At 45.7% G+C, this 17,877-nt stretch carries 16 protein-coding genes; 8 read left to right on the top strand and 8 right to left on the bottom strand.

All coding sequences use genetic code 11. From position 1 onward, the window contains the following. Positions 1-8 precede the first annotated feature (8 nt). Positions 9-863, bottom strand: a complete 855-nt coding sequence (locus Pcarn_RS00730) for a phosphotransferase (protein ID WP_261834511.1) — start codon at positions 861-863, stop codon at positions 9-11. 9 nt (positions 864-872) lie between these two features. Then, on the bottom strand, positions 873-1,895 hold the full coding sequence (locus Pcarn_RS00725; RefSeq protein ID WP_261834510.1) for a glycosyltransferase family 4 protein: 1,023 nt from the start codon (positions 1,893-1,895) through the stop codon (positions 873-875). Between the two features lie 124 nt (positions 1,896-2,019). Here Pcarn_RS00725 and waaA point away from each other — a divergent pair, with 124 nt between their 5' ends. Further along, positions 2,020-3,288: a lipid IV(A) 3-deoxy-D-manno-octulosonic acid transferase gene (gene waaA, locus Pcarn_RS00720; protein WP_261834509.1), complete on the top strand. Its 1,269-nt coding sequence runs from the start codon at positions 2,020-2,022 to the stop codon at positions 3,286-3,288. Here the strand turns inward: waaA and Pcarn_RS00715 are convergent. After that, positions 3,281-3,988, bottom strand: coding sequence for a 3-deoxy-D-manno-octulosonic acid kinase (locus Pcarn_RS00715; RefSeq protein ID WP_261834508.1), 708 nt, complete (start codon positions 3,986-3,988; stop codon positions 3,281-3,283). The two genes, waaA and Pcarn_RS00715, sit on opposite strands and share 8 nt — an antisense overlap. A gap of 92 nt (positions 3,989-4,080) precedes the next feature. Here Pcarn_RS00715 and Pcarn_RS00710 point away from each other — a divergent pair, with 92 nt between their 5' ends. Together Pcarn_RS00710 and coaD are read left to right on the top strand one after the other, a co-directional pair. Next, positions 4,081-5,136, top strand: coding sequence for a glycosyltransferase family 9 protein (locus Pcarn_RS00710; RefSeq protein ID WP_261834507.1), 1,056 nt, complete (start codon positions 4,081-4,083; stop codon positions 5,134-5,136). Positions 5,137-5,142: 6 nt separating this feature from the next. Beyond that, the gene (gene coaD / locus Pcarn_RS00705; protein WP_261834506.1) at positions 5,143-5,640 is read left to right on the top strand and encodes a pantetheine-phosphate adenylyltransferase; all 498 of its coding nucleotides are present in this window, start codon (positions 5,143-5,145) and stop codon (positions 5,638-5,640) included. Positions 5,641-5,653: 13 nt separating this feature from the next. Here coaD and Pcarn_RS00700 read toward each other — a convergent pair whose 3' ends face one another. The 4 genes from Pcarn_RS00700 to rpmB all read right to left on the bottom strand — a co-directional run bounded on the left by Pcarn_RS00700 (position 5,654) and on the right by rpmB (position 7,992). Further along, positions 5,654-6,658: an NAD-dependent epimerase gene (locus Pcarn_RS00700; RefSeq protein WP_261834505.1), complete on the bottom strand. Its 1,005-nt coding sequence runs from the start codon at positions 6,656-6,658 to the stop codon at positions 5,654-5,656. After that, positions 6,655-7,476, bottom strand: a complete 822-nt coding sequence (gene mutM, locus Pcarn_RS00695) for a bifunctional DNA-formamidopyrimidine glycosylase/DNA-(apurinic or apyrimidinic site) lyase (protein ID WP_261834504.1) — start codon at positions 7,474-7,476, stop codon at positions 6,655-6,657. Before mutM ends, Pcarn_RS00700 begins: the two co-directional genes overlap by 4 nt. A gap of 98 nt (positions 7,477-7,574) precedes the next feature. Next, positions 7,575-7,742 carry a 50S ribosomal protein L33 gene (rpmG, locus tag Pcarn_RS00690; RefSeq protein WP_084884015.1) on the bottom strand — a complete coding sequence of 56 codons (168 nt, stop codon included), beginning with the start codon at positions 7,740-7,742 and terminating at the stop codon, positions 7,575-7,577. 13 nt (positions 7,743-7,755) lie between these two features. After that, the gene (gene rpmB / locus Pcarn_RS00685) at positions 7,756-7,992 is read right to left on the bottom strand and encodes a 50S ribosomal protein L28 (protein WP_021704597.1); all 237 of its coding nucleotides are present in this window, start codon (positions 7,990-7,992) and stop codon (positions 7,756-7,758) included. A gap of 333 nt (positions 7,993-8,325) precedes the next feature. Here rpmB and recG point away from each other — a divergent pair, with 333 nt between their 5' ends. Continuing rightward, on the top strand, positions 8,326-10,404 hold the full coding sequence (gene recG / locus Pcarn_RS00680) for an ATP-dependent DNA helicase RecG (RefSeq protein ID WP_261834503.1): 2,079 nt from the start codon (positions 8,326-8,328) through the stop codon (positions 10,402-10,404). A gap of 116 nt (positions 10,405-10,520) precedes the next feature. On the opposite strand, the gene Pcarn_RS00675 is transcribed toward recG, so the two are convergent. Continuing rightward, positions 10,521-12,833, bottom strand: coding sequence for a Tex family protein (locus Pcarn_RS00675; protein WP_261834502.1), 2,313 nt, complete (start codon positions 12,831-12,833; stop codon positions 10,521-10,523). A 211-nt stretch (positions 12,834-13,044) separates the two neighbouring features. Here Pcarn_RS00675 and Pcarn_RS00670 point away from each other — a divergent pair, with 211 nt between their 5' ends. The 4 genes from Pcarn_RS00670 to envZ all read left to right on the top strand — a co-directional run bounded on the left by Pcarn_RS00670 (position 13,045) and on the right by envZ (position 17,849). Beyond that, positions 13,045-14,952 carry an ATP-dependent zinc protease family protein gene (locus Pcarn_RS00670; RefSeq protein WP_261834501.1) on the top strand — a complete coding sequence of 636 codons (1,908 nt, stop codon included), beginning with the start codon at positions 13,045-13,047 and terminating at the stop codon, positions 14,950-14,952. A 60-nt stretch (positions 14,953-15,012) separates the two neighbouring features. Further along, positions 15,013-15,513: a transcription elongation factor GreB gene (gene greB, locus Pcarn_RS00665; RefSeq protein ID WP_261834500.1), complete on the top strand. Its 501-nt coding sequence runs from the start codon at positions 15,013-15,015 to the stop codon at positions 15,511-15,513. 214 nt (positions 15,514-15,727) lie between these two features. Beyond that, positions 15,728-16,447 carry an osmolarity response regulator transcription factor OmpR gene (gene ompR, locus Pcarn_RS00660; protein WP_261834499.1) on the top strand — a complete coding sequence of 240 codons (720 nt, stop codon included), beginning with the start codon at positions 15,728-15,730 and terminating at the stop codon, positions 16,445-16,447. A gap of 7 nt (positions 16,448-16,454) precedes the next feature. Then, positions 16,455-17,849: a two-component system sensor histidine kinase EnvZ gene (gene envZ / locus Pcarn_RS00655; RefSeq protein WP_261834498.1), complete on the top strand. Its 1,395-nt coding sequence runs from the start codon at positions 16,455-16,457 to the stop codon at positions 17,847-17,849. The last annotated feature ends 28 nt before the right edge of the window (positions 17,850-17,877 follow it).

Raw genomic sequence — 17,877 nt, 5'->3', positions numbered from 1 at the left:
CTTCTTAATTAATTCTCAATATTCTTGGATAGCGATTTGTCTAACCAATCCTGAGTAACCTTATCTGACTCTTTAATATATGGTGCAATGCGAAGAAGGTTTACTAGCTCAAGCAACTCTATCTCTTTCTCATATAACCTTGAAATAGTAGTAATCATATCTGGATAAGCTGATTCACAAAACATTCTTCCCTTCAGAGCTAAACTTTGCTTTTCATGCCTGAAACTCCAACCACAATCAAAATCTTGTTTAAGCTTTACAACATCTTGTAAAGGCGTCTCGATAAACCCGTCTAAAAAATCAAACAAATACAATTTATTATCTTGAGTTACTTTGATATTGGATAACGTAAGGTCTCCATGGCAATAACCAATAGGGAAAATAAAGTCCTGCTTCGATAACTCTAAAGCTTTATCTATTGCTTGGAGCACGACAGGGCTATCTCCAAAGTACTTACTTTGAATATCCAATAGTTTATGGGTGAATTTTTCTCCCGAAATCGCTTCCTCTTTGCCCCTAGCGAGGGTATCTAATAGGTAGCCATTTAAAGTAACCCTTAAACTGTCAGCTACTGACTTGTTACCTTTATAGGTAATGACATCTCCGCCAATTCCATCAACAAATGGCATTGTGAACTCAAGATAACCTGACTCTCGAATAACGCTACTTATAGGAATTGAACAAATCTTGTACGCACCAGTGCGTATGTCACTAAAATCTACTTGCTTCTTTAATGATTTTTCAGCCCTATCGAAAGAATCGTAAATCCGTTTAATTACAACAAATCTACCGTCAGATCGCTCTAAACTAAGCTTAGCTCCGGAGTGAGATGCAGCTTGTATTTTCTTATTTAATTTGTCCATCACAGCCTCTTAACTCAATGATTCATAGATGCTAATGTATTTTCTGGCTGTATGCTCAATGCGAAACTCTTGTAAGCTATTAGCTATATTGCTAACAAGTATCGACTTTTTGGACTCAAACCTAGAGAGTAAGACCAAATTCTCAGCTAGTTGTTGAGCATTCCCAATTTCCACAAGGTGACCATTCACTCCATCTTCAATTATATCTGGAATTCCACCAGCTCTTGTTGCAATTACAGGCAAACCTGTATTAAGTGCCTCCAAAATAACTGACCCCAATCCTTCAGTATAAGCTGGGTGTATCATTAGATCTGCGGCAGCGAACCAGTCTCCCATATTTGCTTGCTTACCAGCAAAGTGTACATTACTAAGTCCACTCGCTTGCTCCTCTAATTCTTGCCTCATTCGACCGTCACCAAGAAACACGAACTGCACTTCAGGGTGGAATTTTTCTACAATCTCAGCAGCCCTAATTGAAACATCAAAACCTTTGTGCTCGTACATATTGGCAGCTTGAATGACCAAGGTTTTGCCATTGTAGGTGCTCCTGATTTTTTTAACTTGTTCTTCATCAACAGGGTAGGTCACCGGTGAGCTTGGGATTCTCTCAACCTTTGATTCAGGACATGCTTCTTTAAGGCAATCGCAAATCGCTCGGCTTAGCCCAACAAGTACAGAGGCGGCACGGTACTGCCGGTAAGACTTTTTCTTAACCGGGTTATCGATTCGGCGAGTAATGATGTAAGGCATCTTATAAAGGAGATGTTGAATATACGCCCAATGAACAGCCTTGCCATCATGGACATGAATTAAGTCAAATTCTTCTCTTTTTAATCTGAAATGTAGATTCCAGAATTTCTTGGCGGTATATACGCGACAGCCTAGCCCTTCAACCTCTCCTAAAAGGGGGCTATTTGGATTCACCACTAGCGTGAGTTGCAAGCCTAATCTAAGCTGTTGCTTAATCATCTCTAGTGTTTGCCGCTCTCCTCCGCTAAAACCCGAAGCCAGATTAACGTGACATATATGCAAAGTAATTGCTCCATTTTAAAAGCGACTATGAACTACTGATTAGATGCTTATCCTAAAATTATCTTGATTTTACTTCATAACCTTTCAAACTACACTTCACGTTTTGGCTAATGAGATCAATAGTTTGATTAAAATATTTTACACTATAGTACTCGCCATTCTTTCTCCACTATTGCTGTATAAACTACTAAAACGTAAACACGGCAAACCAAATGTAGGGAATCGCTGGACCGAGTACTTTGGTATTACATCCCCCATTGAAGGGATAAATCCTATTTGGTTTCACACAGTCTCGGTAGGCGAAATCATTGCTGCTACTCCGCTAATTAGAGCCGTAAAAGCACGGTATCCGCATCAAAATATTCTGATTACAACAACGACAGCAACAGGTGCAGAACAAGCCCAAAAGCTTAAAGATTTAGCGGAACACAAATACATGCCCATCGATTTTAGCTGGTGTGTTAAAGGATTTCTAAAGGCTACTAAACCAAGCTGTATGCTGATTATGGAAACGGAGTTGTGGCCAAATACACTGCACACAGTGGCAAAGTCTGGCATACCTATCACTGTGATCAATGCGCGACTCTCTGAGCGTTCTTGCCTTCGATATCAAAAGGTTCAAGCTGTTTTCAGCACCATCAGTCAAAATATCGATCTTTTCCTCTGTCAGCATAAAGATGATGCTGGTCGCTTCAACCGCTTAGGTGTAGATAAGACTAAGACCACTGTCACTGGTTCTTTGAAATTCGATATTGCTGTACCTGCAGAGACCATTGTTGCAGGCCAAACGCTGCGAGCACAATTAGGTGAAGCCAGACCAGTTTGGATCGCAACTAGTACTCACGCGGGAGAAGACGAGCAACTGCTACAGTCTCATCAAAAGCTACTCTCACATCAACCACAAGCTTTACTTATCTTAGTACCCCGCCATCCAGAGCGATTCAATGACGTTATCGAACTAAGCAAAGGCATGCAGCTAAAAACAATAGCTCGCACTAGCAAGCGAACAGTCACATCAGATACCCAAGTGTATGTTGCCGACACTATGGGAGAGATGCTACTGCTAATTGAGAGTGCAGATATCTGCTTTATGGCTGGTAGCTTGGTAGGTGACAAAGTCGGTGGGCACAACTTATTAGAACCGGCGGCACTGGGTAAGCCGATGCTAAATGGCCCTAGTTATTTCAACTTTACCGACATAGCCAATCAACTACTTGATAAACAATCAGTTATGATTTGTGCTGATAGCGATGAGATAGCTAATCAGCTACAGCTTCTATTCAAAAATAAGAATCTAAGAGAAAAGATGGGGGCAAATGCTCTTGAGGTAGTGAGAGAGAATCAAGGAGCATTAGAGAAAACGCTAACTGCAATTGCCCCTTACATCAAATAGTCTCTCGATAGCTCTCAATTAGAATATCCCAATCACTCTCTTGCCAATTAATACCGAAGCGCTCAACTTCTTTGAGGAAAGAGCGCTTCAATCTCTCTAGATTTGCCGGCTTCCATCCCTCTCCCTCCTGCTGATAGCACTTATCGAAATCGATAATCCAAACTTTGTCTCGATTATCCAGCAAGATATTGTGAATGTTGAGATCCGTATGGTTTACTTGTGCCTGGTGCAGTCTCTTGATCTGCTTACCAATATATGAATATATCTCAGAAGAGAGCGTATTTTTCTCGAGTATAGCTACCAAGTCGCTAGCATTAGGAATACGCTCACTCAGTAAATCAGCACGATAAGTAAGCCCTGATTTTTTAGCTCGAGCGGCAATTGGCCTTGGCACATTTACGCCAGACTCTCTGAGATTCTTAAGTAATATAAACTCTTGATAGCTACGGGTTGTCTGCCAGCCTTTAAACAAATAACTGTCTTTAACCAGCTTTCCGAACAGGCCCCCTCGGCGATAATGGCGCAATGCACCTTGAAGCTTGCTTAATTGAACAAACCAGGTTATTCCCCGGCCTTTTGCGGTACCAACTACCTTGTCCTGAACGTACCAATAAGGAGCTTCACAACTAAGCTCTGCTGGGACATCGAGTAGTTCTTTATCAAACCAAATACGTTCGTTAGGCAGTTTCAGAGTTTCCAACGATAAACCTCGAAATAAATCAATCACTTCCTCATTTTACAATTAACCCAAGCAACTGCATAATTTATCCATCAATCTCAATAGAGACCATTATGTCGCTTTTCTCTTGTGCTCCTAAATCCCTTTGTATTCTTAGGCTATCTGCCATTGGTGATGTGTGTAATACCATTGCTGTAATTCAAGGTATTCAACAACATTGGCCTCAGACTAAAATTACATGGATTACAGGTAAGATTGAAGCGCAATTACTGCAAGCAGTTGAAAATATAGAAGTTATAGTTTTTGACAAAAACAAAGGAATACAGGCTTATCTAGCTCTGTGGAAATCTTTAAAGGGGCGAGAGTTTGACGCTCTTCTTCACATGCAATACGCAATTAGAGCAAGTGTTGCAACTTTAGGTATCAAATCGAAATACAAACTGGGTTTTGATAAAAAACGTAGTCAAGATTTCCAAACTCTTTTTACGAATCACAAAGTAAAGTCCCCTGAATCTATGCACGTTTTAGATGGACTTATGGCCTTTTCAAGTAAGCTAGGCGTACCGAGCCATCAAGCTTCTTGGACACTGGCCTACTCGCCTACTGACAGTGATTGGGCAAAAGAACAGCTAGACTCTTCTAAACGAAGCCTCGTGATTGTTCCTGCAGCATCTAAAGCATATAAAAACTGGACTCATGAGGGCTATTTGAGTCTTATTAATTACGCATTAAAGCAAAATTGGCAGGTTATATTAGCCGGTAGCCCAGCTCCGATTGAAGTTGAGCTAGCTCAAAACTTAGAAAATAGCATCAAAGGCGATTTATGCAACTTAGTAGGAAAAAGCAAACTGCTTGAAATGCTCGCATTGATAGATCAATGCGACTTAGTTGTTGCCCCAGATACAGGTCCTACTCACATGGCTAATGCGATGAATACCCCAGTAATAGGGCTATACGCACATCACAATCCTAAACGCACCGGTCCTTATCAATACCAAGAATATGTTGTTTCAGCCTATGAAGAAGCTATTAAGGCCGAAACTAGTACTCCAATCGAAAAACTCGACTGGCGCACAAGAGTAAAAGACAAAGATGCGATGAGCCGCATAAAATCAGAGCAAGTAATTGATATGTTTACAAAAGCAGTTACAGACTTTAAGTTGGACTAAACTACCATGAAAAATCACGTTCTATACCCCGGCACCTTTGATCCACTCACAAACGGCCACCTAGATATCATTACCCGAGCTGCCAAGATGTTCGACAAACTGACCGTTTGCGTTGCCGCTAGCCCAAGCAAAAACACCATGTTTACTTTGGAAGAACGCGTTGCGATGCTTAAAAAAGCAGTAAGTCACCTAGGAAATGTCGAGGTAGAAGGGTTTACCGGGTTGCTTGTTGAGTTCGCCAAGACAAAAAAAGCTAACCTTTTAGTGCGCGGTCTTAGGACAACTATGGATTTCGAGTATGAGTTCGGTCTAACCAGCATGTATCGTAAACTCGTCCCTGAGCTTGAGAGTATCTTCCTGACCCCATCAGAAGAGTATGCCTTCCTCTCATCTACTATAGTGCGTGAGGTTGCCATACACGGTGGTGATGTTGAGGGGTTTGTTCCCGCCTCTGTTTTCGAACAGATCAAAAAAAAAGGTTTAGCTCGGCTAAACCTTTCTTAATTACTTCAATCGATTAAAGCTTGTAGTACTCACGATACCAATCAGCAAAGGCTTTTACGCCTTCCTTGACTCCTACCTGAGGCTTGTATCCTGTAGCTTCAAACAAATCTTGGGTATCTGCATAGGTTGCGTATACGTCACCCGGTTGCATCAGCATAAAGTTCTTGTTGGCCTCGATACCTAACGCATCCTCGAGGGACTCGATAAACTCCATCAGTTTAACCGGGCTGCCATGACCTATGTTATACACGCGATAAGGCGCAGAACTTGTCGCTGGTGAGCCTTGTTCAACGGTCCAATCCGCAGTTGGCTCTGGGATCACGTCTTGAATTCGTATAATACCTTCGACAATATCATCGATATAGGTGAAGTCTCGCTGCATGTCACCGTTATTGTATACGTCGATAGTATCGCCATTCACTATCGCCTTAGTGAACTTAAACAAAGCCATGTCCGGGCGACCCCAAGGGCCATAAACAGTAAAAAAGCGCAAGCCTGTGGTTGGCACCCCATACAAGTGCGAGTAGGTATGAGCCATCAGCTCATTTGACTTCTTGGTTGCCGCGTACAAGGAGATTGGGTGATCAACAGAGTCTGAGGTATCAAATGGCATCTTCTGATTCAAGCCATACACTGAGCTCGAAGATGCATAAACCAGGTGCTTCACTTTATTGTGTCGGCAACCTTCCAAAATAGTAAGGTGTCCTACTAGATTGCTGTCTGCGTAAGCTAACGGGTTGTCGATTGAATAACGAACCCCTGCCTGCGCAGCAAGGTGAATAACAATGTCGAACTGTTCTTGTTCAAACAGGGATGCGATACCGTCACGATCCGCAAGATCGATCTCCTTAAACGTAAAGCTTGAATGCTCGATACGCTTAAGACGATCTTCTTTCAAAGAGACCTGATAGTAGTCGTTCATGTTATCGATGCCTACTACCTGATGGCCTGCTTCAGTTAGACGCTCAACAACAGCACTACCAATAAATCCGGCGGCTCCGGTTACTAAATATTTCATGCTTTTTCCTTAACTTGGCACGTCTCGCACCAAAACGTATTTCTCTGACCTACCATCTTCTGCTGGATGACCTCACCGCACTCAGGGCACTTTTCCCCTGCTTTGCCATAAACTTGAAGTTCCTGAGCAAAATAGCCCGGCTTGCCATCCGGTTGTTCAAAGTCATTGAGAGTGGTGCCACCTTGTTTAATAGCCTTGGCGAGAACCAGTTTTATCTGTTCCACCAGCAGTTGCCACTCTTGGTAACTCAATGAATTTGCAGGTCTTAACGGGTGAATTCTAGCATTAAACAAGGATTCATTGGCGTAGATATTTCCCACCCCTACGACGACCTTGTTATCCATTACAAACTGCTTGACCGGCACTCGGCGCTTGGTGGCCAAAGGGACTATATAGTCTGTGTTAAACACCTCAGAGAGAGGCTCTGGGCCCAGGTTGTTCAAAATAGATAGAGACTCGCCAGCAGGGATCCAAAGCCAAGATCCGAATCGCCTAGGATCGTTATAGCGAAGGAGTTTCCCATTGGTGAGCAATAGGTCCACATGGTCATGTTTACCATGTTCTACACCTTGCTCTAAAACTCTCAATGAGCCCGACATGCCCAAGTGCACAACTATGCTACCCAGTTCAGTTTCTAGGAGCAGATATTTGGCGCGACGAGAAATACGGTCAATACGCACACCAGACAAAGACTTGAGCTCTTCTGATACAGGCCAGCGCAATTTCGACTGCCTTATCACTATCTGCTGAATCTTTTGATTGGTGAGGTGTGGGCTGATGCCCATTCGGGAGACTTCTATTTCCGGTAGTTCTGGCATGGTGACTTCTTGCTATCCTTTTCCATCAGCATAAATTACAGGCACAAAAAAACCCAGCCAAAAGCTGGGTTTTCATGTTCTGTCTAAAGAAGAATCAATTACTTGATTTTAGCTTCTTTGTACATAACGTGCTTGCGAACAACTGGATCAAATTTCTTGATCTCAAATTTGCCCGGCATGTTACGCTTGTTTTTATCTGTAGTATAGAAGTGACCTGTACCAGCAGAAGAAACAAGTTTGATTTTTTCGCGAATGCCTTTAGCCATTGCTCAATTCCTCTTAAACGTTTTCGCCACGTGCACGGATATCAGCAAGAACAGCATCGATGCCTTTCTTGTCGATGATACGCATGCCTTTAGCAGTTAGACGTAGTTTAACAAAACGTTTTTCGCTCTCTACCCAGAAACGATGAGTTTGTAGGTTCGGCAGAAAACGACGCTTAGTAGCGTTGCGTGCGTGTGAACGGTTGTTACCCGTTACAGGACGCTTACCAGTTACTTGGCATACTCGGGACATGAATGTCTTCTCCAAATCGTTTCAGCTCGATATCAACCTTGGTGGCCGAACCTCTCAGTGAGGTCAAAAACCGCTATGGAAAACCCATACAAGGCTATCAAAGGTCGCGCATTATACTAAGTTAATAGATATTGCTCAAGACCCGAACAGATCCTTTTTGCGGATTTCAGTGATCTTTTTTTAAACAGAGCTGATTTTGTTCAAAATTAGTGCGCGAATGATACCAGAATTCTTATTCCCGACAACCTCTAATTAGCTCCACACCGCAATTGATTTGCTCTTGGTAGACAATTAAGCTCATGTTGAAGGAAATCAATCACTTTTGGAGCTTGAATGGCGCAGCTGCTCTCAGCCATCCCCTTAACCTCTCTCAATGGCGTCGGTGCCAAGGTGGCAGAAAAATTAGAAAAGATTGGGCTCAATTCAGTTCAAGATTTATTGTTCCATCTGCCCCACCGTTATGAAGATAGAACTCGAGTCTATCCCATGAGAACCATTCATGCCGGCCTTTGGGGCGCCGTCAAGGGTGAAGTGATGACGGTAGATACGGTATTTGCTCGTCGTAAGATGCTTACGGTCAAGATAAGTGATGGCAACGGCACCGTGACCCTGCGTTTCTTTAACTTCAACGCAGGCATGCGCAACAGCTTCACTGAAGGCAAATGGATTCACGCTTACGGAGAATTCAAAAGGGGCAATCATGGACTCGAGATCGTGCACCCCGATTATAAGTTCGTTGGCGAAAACGAGCGTATCGCCACAGAATCCAGCCTAACCCCTGTTTATCCAACTACAGAGGGGCTCCGTCAGCTGACCCTACGAAGTTTAACCGAGCAAGCACTACAGCTTCTAGATGGGGCCGCAGTAAACGAGCTGCTACCTAATGGACTGTATGACTCCCAACTCTCTCTCGGAGAGGCTCTGCACATAATCCATAGGCCATCACCGGATATCGACCTAGACCAGTTTGACCAAGGGCATCATCCAGCTCAGCTTCGCCTTATTATCGAAGAGCTTCTTGCACAAAACCTTTCCATGCTTGCACTGAGAAGCAAAGGTCAACAAGACGATGCGGTGAGTTTGCCTGTATCACAAACTCTCAAGCCTAAGTTGCTGGCGCAGCTACCTTTTAAGCCTACCGGCGCCCAAAGCCGAGTGGTTCAAGAGATCGAAACGGATCTTTTAAAGCCCCACCCTATGATGCGGCTGGTGCAAGGTGATGTGGGCTCAGGTAAAACGCTGGTTGCTGCCATGGCTGCTGTGGCGGCCATCGAACAGGGTTATCAGGTAGCTATGATGGCTCCTACTGAGCTTCTAGCCGAGCAACACGCCATTAACTTTCAGGGTTGGTTTGAAAGCTTAGGAATCAAGGTCGGTTGGCTAGCAGGTAAGGTCACAGGCAAGGCTAAGCAGGCTCAGTTGGATGCCATCGCCAGCGGTGAAGCGCAGATGGTTGTGGGCACCCATGCGCTCTTTCAAGAACAAGTCCAGTTCCACAAACTGGCTCTGATCATTATCGATGAACAGCACAGGTTTGGTGTTCATCAGCGCCTCGAACTGAGAGAGAAAGGCGCTTTTGATGGTCTTTATCCGCATCAACTGATCATGACAGCCACACCGATTCCCAGAACCCTGGCCATGACCGCCTATGCCGATCTGGAAACCTCGGTTATCGACGAACTACCACCGGGCAGAACGCCCATACAGACAGTAGCGATTCCTGACACCAAGCGCGAGGAAATCATCGAGCGCATCCGAAAAGCTTGTGCTGAGCAAGGCAAACAAGCGTACTGGGTGTGCACCCTTATCGATGAATCTGAGGTGCTAGAAGCTCAAGCCGCCGCAGAGATTGCTGAAGAGCTCAAGGTTAAGCTTCCCGAGATAAAAATAGGCTTGGTGCATGGGCGAATGAAGCCGGCTGAAAAACAGCAAGTGATGCAGGCATTCAAAGACAATCAGCTTCAGCTTTTGGTTGCCACCACGGTTATCGAGGTAGGTGTGGACGTTCCTAATGCCAGCTTAATGATCATAGAGAACCCAGAGCGTTTGGGTCTCGCCCAACTACACCAGCTTCGTGGCCGTGTAGGTCGTGGGCAGGTTGCGAGTCACTGCGTGCTCTTGTATCACGCGCCTTTATCTAAGACGGCTCAGAAGCGCTTAGGTGTCCTAAGACAAAGCAACGATGGCTTTGTGGTGGCTCAGAAAGACTTGGAAATTCGTGGGCCAGGTGAACTACTTGGAACCAAGCAAACTGGACTCGCAGATTTTAAGATCGCTGATCTAGTGCGAGACCAACATCTTATTCCACAGGTACAAAAAATGGCGCGCTACATCCATGATAACTATCCACAGAATGCAACCGCCATTATTGAGCGTTGGGTGATCAACAGTGAGGTTTACGCTAAGGCGTAATTCTTAGATATACAGAGCAGGTTGATAAGTAAAGTGTTGCTGGCAGGGCGCCAGCATCAAGCCTAACATGGATGTACTTGCGGGCGTCTTTACGTTCAATTGCTCTGTATGTCGCACTAACGACGTTTCTTATTTCCCGCATTAGCAAACGCTGCAGCCATAGCACCACCAAAGCCTGACTCGCTCTGATTGCCGCGCTGAGGACGTCGATTTTCTTTTGCAGGTGACTTACGAGCCGGACGGTTGTCTTGTCCTGGCTCATCCTTAAGACGCATAGAAAGACCGATTCGCTTGCGCTGCACGTCCACTTCCATCACCTTTACCTTAACGATGTCGCCTGCCTTCACCACCTCACGTGGGTCAGAAACAAACTTATCGGTAAGGGCTGAGATATGCACCAAACCATCTTGGTGTACGCCGATATCAACAAAGGCGCCGAAGTTGGCTACGTTGGAGACCACGCCTTCCAAGATCATGCCCTCTTCAAGGTCAGAGATCTTATCCACGCCATCGGCAAAGGTTGCGGTCTTGAACTCAGGGCGAGGGTCTCGGCCCGGCTTATCCAGCTCTCGGATGATGTCTGTCACTGTCGGAAGACCAAACTGCTCATCGGTGTAATCCACAGCGTTTAACTTATTTAGGAAACCGCTATCACCGATAAGCTCAGACACAGGTCGGCTGGTTTTCTCTGAAATCGCCTTAACAACAGGGTATGCCTCTGGGTGTACAGAAGAGGCATCCAGTGGGTTTTTACCATCCATGATGCGAAGGAAACCGGCACTCTGTTCGAACGCCTTAGGTCCCATACGAGCCACTTTCTTCAGACTTGCACGGCTAGCAAAGCGACCATTTTCATCACGATGAGCAACAATGTTCTGCGCAAGGGTTACCGATAGACCAGCAACGCGATTAAGAAGTGCAGCAGAAGCGGTATTTACATCTACACCCACGGCGTTTACACAATCTTCAACCACGGCATCTAGACGCTTGGCAAGAGAGGTTTGACTAACGTCATGTTGATACTGGCCCACACCGATAGATTTAGGGTCGATCTTCACCAGTTCTGCCAGTGGGTCTTGCAGACGACGAGCGATAGACACAGCGCCACGCAGAGATACATCCATATTCGGGAACTCTTTTGCAGCAAGCTCAGAAGCAGAATACACAGAAGCCCCCGCTTCACTCACTACTATCTTCTGAACTTTCAGACCAGAGGCTTTGATAAGGTCAGCAACAAAGGAGTCTGTTTCACGAGAGGCGGTGCCGTTACCAATAGCCACAAGATCAACATCGAAACGCTTGATTAACTGAGCAACTACAGCCATCGCCTTGTCATACTGCTTTTGAGGCGCATGCGGGTAAATGGTATCTGTCACCAACACCTTGCCTGTGCTATCCACAACCGCGACTTTACAGCCGGTGCGTAGGCCTGGGTCTAGGCCAAGAGTAGCCTTCGGACCAGCAGGCGCCGCCATCAGCAAATCTTTCAAGTTTGATGCAAATACCTCAATCGCTTCAACCTCTGCCTTTTCCTTCATGATAGACATCAGCTCGGTTTCAAGGTGCATAGAGACCTTCACTCGCCATGCAAAACTGATCACCTGTTTACGCCAAGTGTCTGCAGGAGCATCACTTAAGGTGATTCCGTAATAGTCAGCAATGATGCTTTCGCAGTGAGAGGTGCGAATACTCGGGTCTTGTTGAGGGTCAGCATTAAGAGCAAGTTGAAGCATGCCCTCATTACGGCCACGAAGCATCGCCAGTGCACGGTGTGAAGGTACACGACTGATTGGCTCATCATGTTCAAAATAGTCTTTGAACTTCTCACCTTCGCGCTCTTTACCAGTAACAACACGAGATTGAAGTACGGCATGCTTGTTTAGATAGCTTCGAAGTCTTTCCAGTAGATCCGCATCTTCAGCGATTCGTTCCATCAAGATGGCGCGCGCCCCATCTAGGGCTGCCTTCTCATCAGCAACGCCTTTATCCGCAGCAACGTAGGAAGATGCGGCCTGCTCTGGTTGTTGGTTTGGAATACTCCAAAGGGAGTCAGCTAAAGGCTCCAGACCCGCTTCGATAGCGATCTGACCCTTGGTTCTGCGCTTAGGCTTGTATGGAAGGTAAAGGTCTTCAAGGCGGGTCTTGTTATCCGCATCCAAGATCTCTTGTTCTAGTTCTTTGGTCAGCTTGCCTTGGTCTTCGATAGAGCGAAGTATGGTTTGGCGACGCTCATCCAGTTCTCGCAGGTAGGAAAGTCGACTGTCTAGGGTACGCAACTGGGTATCATCTAGGCCCCCTGTTACTTCCTTACGATAACGCGCAACGAAAGGTACTGTGTTGCCTTCATCCAATAGTCCTGCCGCTGCGTTTACTTGGCGCACTGGCACCTTTAACTCATCAGCAATGATCTGAAAAATCTTTTGGCTCATCCCTAATTCACTTCTTTGTGAGTAATAGTCTTTTGTTAATGGGGGCAGTTAGCGAAAAAACCACTACCCTGACAAGGATTTAACGTAAGGGAACAATTTACATTCATATGAATCAAAGTGATAAAAATTAACTGAATATTTGCCAGCAAGTTACTGATTCTTGGTTAAAATTAGTAAAGCACTTTCCGCAGATTGAATACGGATATAGAGAATGAAAAAAAGGTTTACCTACTCCCTCTCCTTGCTAGCGGCAGCTCTGCTAGCACCGAAAGCCATTGTGAACGAAGCCCATGCCGTTACTATGCTAGATTCAGACAAAGCCCCGTATACCACAGCCGCTCCTGCCCTAACTTGGGATGAGAAAGTCATCTTAGGTCGCGTAGAGAATGTTTATCACCAGGACATCCCTGAGCTCAAAGACCTTCCTTACATAGGCAAAATAGATACAGGCGCAGATACCACCTCGATGCACGCCGAGAACATTCAGGTTTACTCCAACAACCCGAAATACAAAGGCCTGAAGAACACTGAGCTGATGCAGGTGATCGTGGATGAGTATGGCGGCCCTAAGAGTAACTGGTGGCTTGAAAGCTTCGACAACCCTGAGCGTGATATCCAAGGTGTAGTGACCTTTGATTTAAGGCACCCTGTAAGCGGTGAGGTTATCTCATTGGAATACCCACTAGCACGTACCAGTGTCATTCGCAGTCGCACCAGTGAAACCCCAATCTATCGCCCGGTTATCAATATGCCACTGACCATCGCTGGTGTAACCGTAGATACGGACGTAAACCTTACCGACCGCAGCGCCTTCTCAGCACCTATCCTGATAGGTAAAACCTTCTTGAAGAAACACGCTTGGGTATTTGCAGGCTATGACTACCTGCAAGATCAAGAGAACGCACGTGTGCTTGGTCGTAGTGAAGAGATCTTTGTCGGAAATATTCCTCTTAAGACCAGCTTTAGCATGGCCAACAACTACAGCCAACTACATGCGACCAACATCAAGATTGATGAAGAGAAAAAGCTTGTGACCTTTGATACCGCAAACAAGGCGGGACAAAAGACACAGATGACACTACCACTGGTACGCATGCTTCGCGTGAGCGGAACAGAGAGACCATTGGTTTCAGTGCCTCTAGAGGCCGGAGACTTTAACAAGTCTATCCTTGCCTACCTAAAGGATCGCTCTAAATACAGCTCCCAGTTACGCATGGGCAAGAACAGCCTTAGCAAACACTTTGTTATCAACACAGGTGACAAAAATGTTCTGCGTGCGGAGGACCTAACCTTTGGTGAGCTACTGAGCAAGAGTAAGCCAACTACCATTACTCCTCATGAGATCTTATACATCGACGGCACACCGGTAGAGGCAAAACCTTCTTTTGCTATCGATACCCCAGTACTGTTTGTGCAGAGTTTTGAGTTAGTTAAAGGGGAAAGTGGCGAACAGGTAAGCTTCTATATCCCGAACGCCAATGGCGATGACAAGAAGGTCATTAAGCCAGTTGACCGCAAGATTCGTGTTGGTGACTCTGTGCGTCCTGTCGTTAAAGAGCCCGTTACCGTAGGCGGTAAAGAGCAGCAGATGGAGTTTGCTCTTGAGGTTGCTGATGAGGGCGATGATACCTACTTCGCCATCGGCCGAGGCTTCAATAAAGATGGCGTTATAATCAATACCCGCACCGAAGACTTGTTAGACCCAAGACCGCTGTTTACTGCCGGCTATATCGAGAAAGCCACCGTTGAAGGCCTGCGCTTGTCTGTAAAATTGGATACAGGTGCCGATGTTAGCTCAATGAATGCATTAAACATCAAGCGCTTCGAGGAAGATGGCAAGCCTATGGTGAGCTTCGACTATCAGAATGCTGAGGGAATGAAAGAGTCATTCACCCGCGAAGTCGTCGACATCATGCGTATCCGTGCAAAAGCAGGCGAAAAGCCAAACGAGCGCCCAGTAGTAATGATGAATGTGACCCTAGGCGAGGTAACCAAATCGGTTCGTGTGAACCTTCAAGACCGTAGCCGTTTTGAATACAGTATGATTTTAGGGAAGAACTTCCTGAAAAATGGCGCTGTTGTGAGCAGTGACGAAACTTATCTGCTTGGCAGAGAATAAGCCTTCTTGGAACTGGGTATCAGGTTAGGTAAAGTGAAGAAAAAAGAATAGCTTAACTCTATGAAAACTAACCTGATAACCCGTGAGGGTTTCGAAAAGCTGCAAAAAGAGCACGACTACCTTTGGCATGAACGTCGCCCAGAGGTCACTAAGATAGTGACTTGGGCTGCTAGCCTAGGCGATCGCTCTGAAAATGCAGACTATCAATACAACAAGCGTTTACTAAGACAGATAGACCGTAGGGTTAGGTATCTACGTAAGCGTATGCCCGATCTCAAGGTTATCGATTATTCCCCAGCTCAAGACGGCAAGGTTTTCTTTGGTGCTTGGGTGGAAATAGAAAACGAAGCGGGTGAGATAAAGCAGTTTCGAATCGTTGGTCCGGATGAGATCTATGGGGAAGAAGTAAAACGCTATATCTCTATCGACTCCCCTATGGCTCGCGCTCTGCTCAAGAAAGAAGCGGATGACGAAGTGGAGGTTCGTACCCCTGAAGGTATCAAGCTGTGGTTTGTTAATAGAATTAGTTACCAAAGCCCAGACTGGTTAGAAAATGACTAAAAACAGCACGTTACATTCATTTAATTTATGAATTTCCAATCCGGTTAACATTCATTAACACTTTATATGTCTATACTTGGGCGAGTTTTGTTACATTTCTACGGGTTCTTTTTTAGCAGGCGTGTTAAGGAGCAAGATTGCGGAGTGATGGACTACCTGATTGCAACCGCCAAATTATTAGTTCAAAACATATTGGTTAGATAGGTCTAGTCTCATGCAAGAAAACTTCAAAATTCTAGTCGTCGATGACGACGCTCGTTTGCGCTCCCTTCTAGAAAGATATCTTTCAGAGCAAGGCTTCCAGGTTCGTACTGTATCGAACGCAGAGCAAATGGACCGTTTGCTTACTCGCGAAAACTTCAACCTAATGATCCTAGATCTTATGTTGCCTGGTGAAGATGGCCTATCTATCTGTCGTCGCCTACGTAGCGCAAACAACATGCTTCCTATCCTAATGCTGACTGCGAAGGGCGATGAAATCGACCGTATCGTAGGTCTAGAGGTAGGTGCAGACGATTATCTTCCTAAGCCATTCAACCCACGCGAACTTCTTGCTCGTGCACGCGCTGTATTGCGTCGTCAATCAGTAGAAGCACCTGGTGCTCCTAGCTCGCAAGAATCTGTAGTTGAATTCGGTGAGTTCTCTTTAAACCTAGGTACTCGTGAGATGTACAAGGGTGAGCAACTTATCCCGCTGACTTCAGGTGAGTTTGCTGTGCTGAAAATCCTAGTGACTAACGCACGTGAGCCTATGTCTCGTGACAAGCTAATGAACCTAGCGCGCGGTCGTGAATACTCGGCAATGGAGCGTTCAATCGACGTTCAAATCTCGCGTCTACGTCGCATCATTGAGGAAGACCCAAGCCATCCTCGTTATATTCAAACCGTATGGGGCCTAGGTTACGTATTCGTCCCAGACGGCAAGAAGGTTTAAGGCCTTTATGCGTTCGCGTAGTTCGATAACACAATCCATCATTGGCTTCATAGTCCTGCTAATCGCAAGCCAAGTGTTCTCGTACTACGCGGTACTCAACTACGCTCTTCTCCCAAGCCTAAAACAGTTCAACCGCATCCTCTCTTACGAAATCAATCTGGTCATGGAAGAGAACGCTCGTATCCGCAAAGAGGTCGAGCTCGGTATCCCTGAAGCCCAACGTACTGCACCACTCAGGCAGGCACTACTGCTTCGCCTTGGAGTAAGTGTCAGACCCTATGCTGGCATCTACGAACAAGAATTCGAAAAATCCTTCTACCTCGACTTTATGAGCGATGAGATCAGTGAAGAGTTAGGCTCTCCCGCTGAAGCGCGCCTCAGTCGAGACAGTGAGAGCTACCTGTTGTGGATCAAGCTCGACTCCATGCCAAACTGGCTTCTTAAGGTTCCCCTCTCTGAGCTAACCCAAGACGAATTTAAGCCTTTCTTTATCAATAGCTTATTAATAACGCTACTGATTATTCTGGGTGGCTGGGGCTTTATCCGTTGGCAAAACAGACCATTGAAGAGCCTTGAGGAAGCAGCCATTAGTGTTGGTAAGGGCGTGATACCTAAGCCGCTGGAAGAGAAAGGCACTACGGAGATCCGTGAAGTAACCTTGGCCTTTAACAAGATGGCGCGAGGTATAGAAGCATTAGAAGAAGACAGACGCTTGATGCTGGCTGGTATCAGTCATGATATCCGTACGCCACTGACACGTATCCGCCTGGCCACTGAGATGATGTCTGAGCAAGACAGATATCTCGCCGAAGGCATTATTCAGGATACTGAAGAGTGTAATGAGATCATTGCCCAGTTCATGGACTACCTAAAACCGGTGGATCAAAGCGAGTTTGAGGCGATTAATCTCAATGCATTAGCCGAAGACCTGTATCGTGCGGTAGAAAACTATCAAGAGGGGGCCAGTACCGATATTGGCTCGCCAGCACCTAATGAGAAGTTCTTTGAAGGTCTTATGAAGTGTCAGGTCACCTATGACTTAGATGAGAATCTGCCAGATATCTACGCTAGCAATATTCCGCTACGTCGCGCCCTAAGCAATTTGTTGGTGAACGCCCAGCGCTACGGCGATGACTGGATTGGAATTACGACCAAGAGTATTGAACAAGGTCAGAAAGTGCAGTTTATCCTTGAGGACAATGGCCCAGGAATACCAGAGGATCAAATTGAAAGCGTGTTTGAACCCTTTACTCGCGGTGATACCGCTCGCGGTAGTGAAGGTACGGGTCTGGGCCTAGCGATAGTGAAGCGCATCATCACTGAGCACAGTGGCGAGATTAAGATGGAGAATCGCCCTCAAGGCGGTCTCAAGGTCGCCGTTACCTTCAAGGCTCATAAATAACAGACACAAAAAAGGCACGCTCAGCGTG

It is taken from the genome of Vibrio ishigakensis (assembly GCF_024347675.1).
Lineage (GTDB): Bacteria > Pseudomonadota > Gammaproteobacteria > Enterobacterales > Vibrionaceae > Vibrio > Vibrio ishigakensis.
This window is presented reverse-complemented; position numbering and strand designations above follow the sequence as displayed.

Bases quoted from the DNA above. Each gene is read 5' to 3' on its own strand.
- Pcarn_RS00710 (WP_261834507.1), top strand. From the start codon at position 4,081: ATGTCGCTTTTCTCTTGTGCTCCTAAATCCCTTTGTATTCTTAGGCTA.
- Pcarn_RS00730 (WP_261834511.1), bottom strand. From the start codon at position 863: ATGGACAAATTAAATAAGAAAATACAAGCTGCATCTCACTCCGGAGCT.
- Pcarn_RS00670 (WP_261834501.1), top strand. From the start codon at position 13,045: ATGAAAAAAAGGTTTACCTACTCCCTCTCCTTGCTAGCGGCAGCTCTG.
- greB (WP_261834500.1), top strand. From the start codon at position 15,013: ATGAAAACTAACCTGATAACCCGTGAGGGTTTCGAAAAGCTGCAAAAA.
- coaD (WP_261834506.1), top strand. From the start codon at position 5,143: ATGAAAAATCACGTTCTATACCCCGGCACCTTTGATCCACTCACAAAC.
- envZ (WP_261834498.1), top strand. From the start codon at position 16,455: ATGCGTTCGCGTAGTTCGATAACACAATCCATCATTGGCTTCATAGTC.
- recG (WP_261834503.1), top strand. From the start codon at position 8,326: ATGGCGCAGCTGCTCTCAGCCATCCCCTTAACCTCTCTCAATGGCGTC.
- ompR (WP_261834499.1), top strand. From the start codon at position 15,728: ATGCAAGAAAACTTCAAAATTCTAGTCGTCGATGACGACGCTCGTTTG.
- rpmG (WP_084884015.1), bottom strand. From the start codon at position 7,742: ATGGCTAAAGGCATTCGCGAAAAAATCAAACTTGTTTCTTCTGCTGGT.
- Pcarn_RS00700 (WP_261834505.1), bottom strand. From the start codon at position 6,658: ATGAAATATTTAGTAACCGGAGCCGCCGGATTTATTGGTAGTGCTGTT.
- rpmB (WP_021704597.1), bottom strand. From the start codon at position 7,992: ATGTCCCGAGTATGCCAAGTAACTGGTAAGCGTCCTGTAACGGGTAAC.
- mutM (WP_261834504.1), bottom strand. From the start codon at position 7,476: ATGCCAGAACTACCGGAAATAGAAGTCTCCCGAATGGGCATCAGCCCA.
- Pcarn_RS00675 (WP_261834502.1), bottom strand. From the start codon at position 12,833: ATGAGCCAAAAGATTTTTCAGATCATTGCTGATGAGTTAAAGGTGCCA.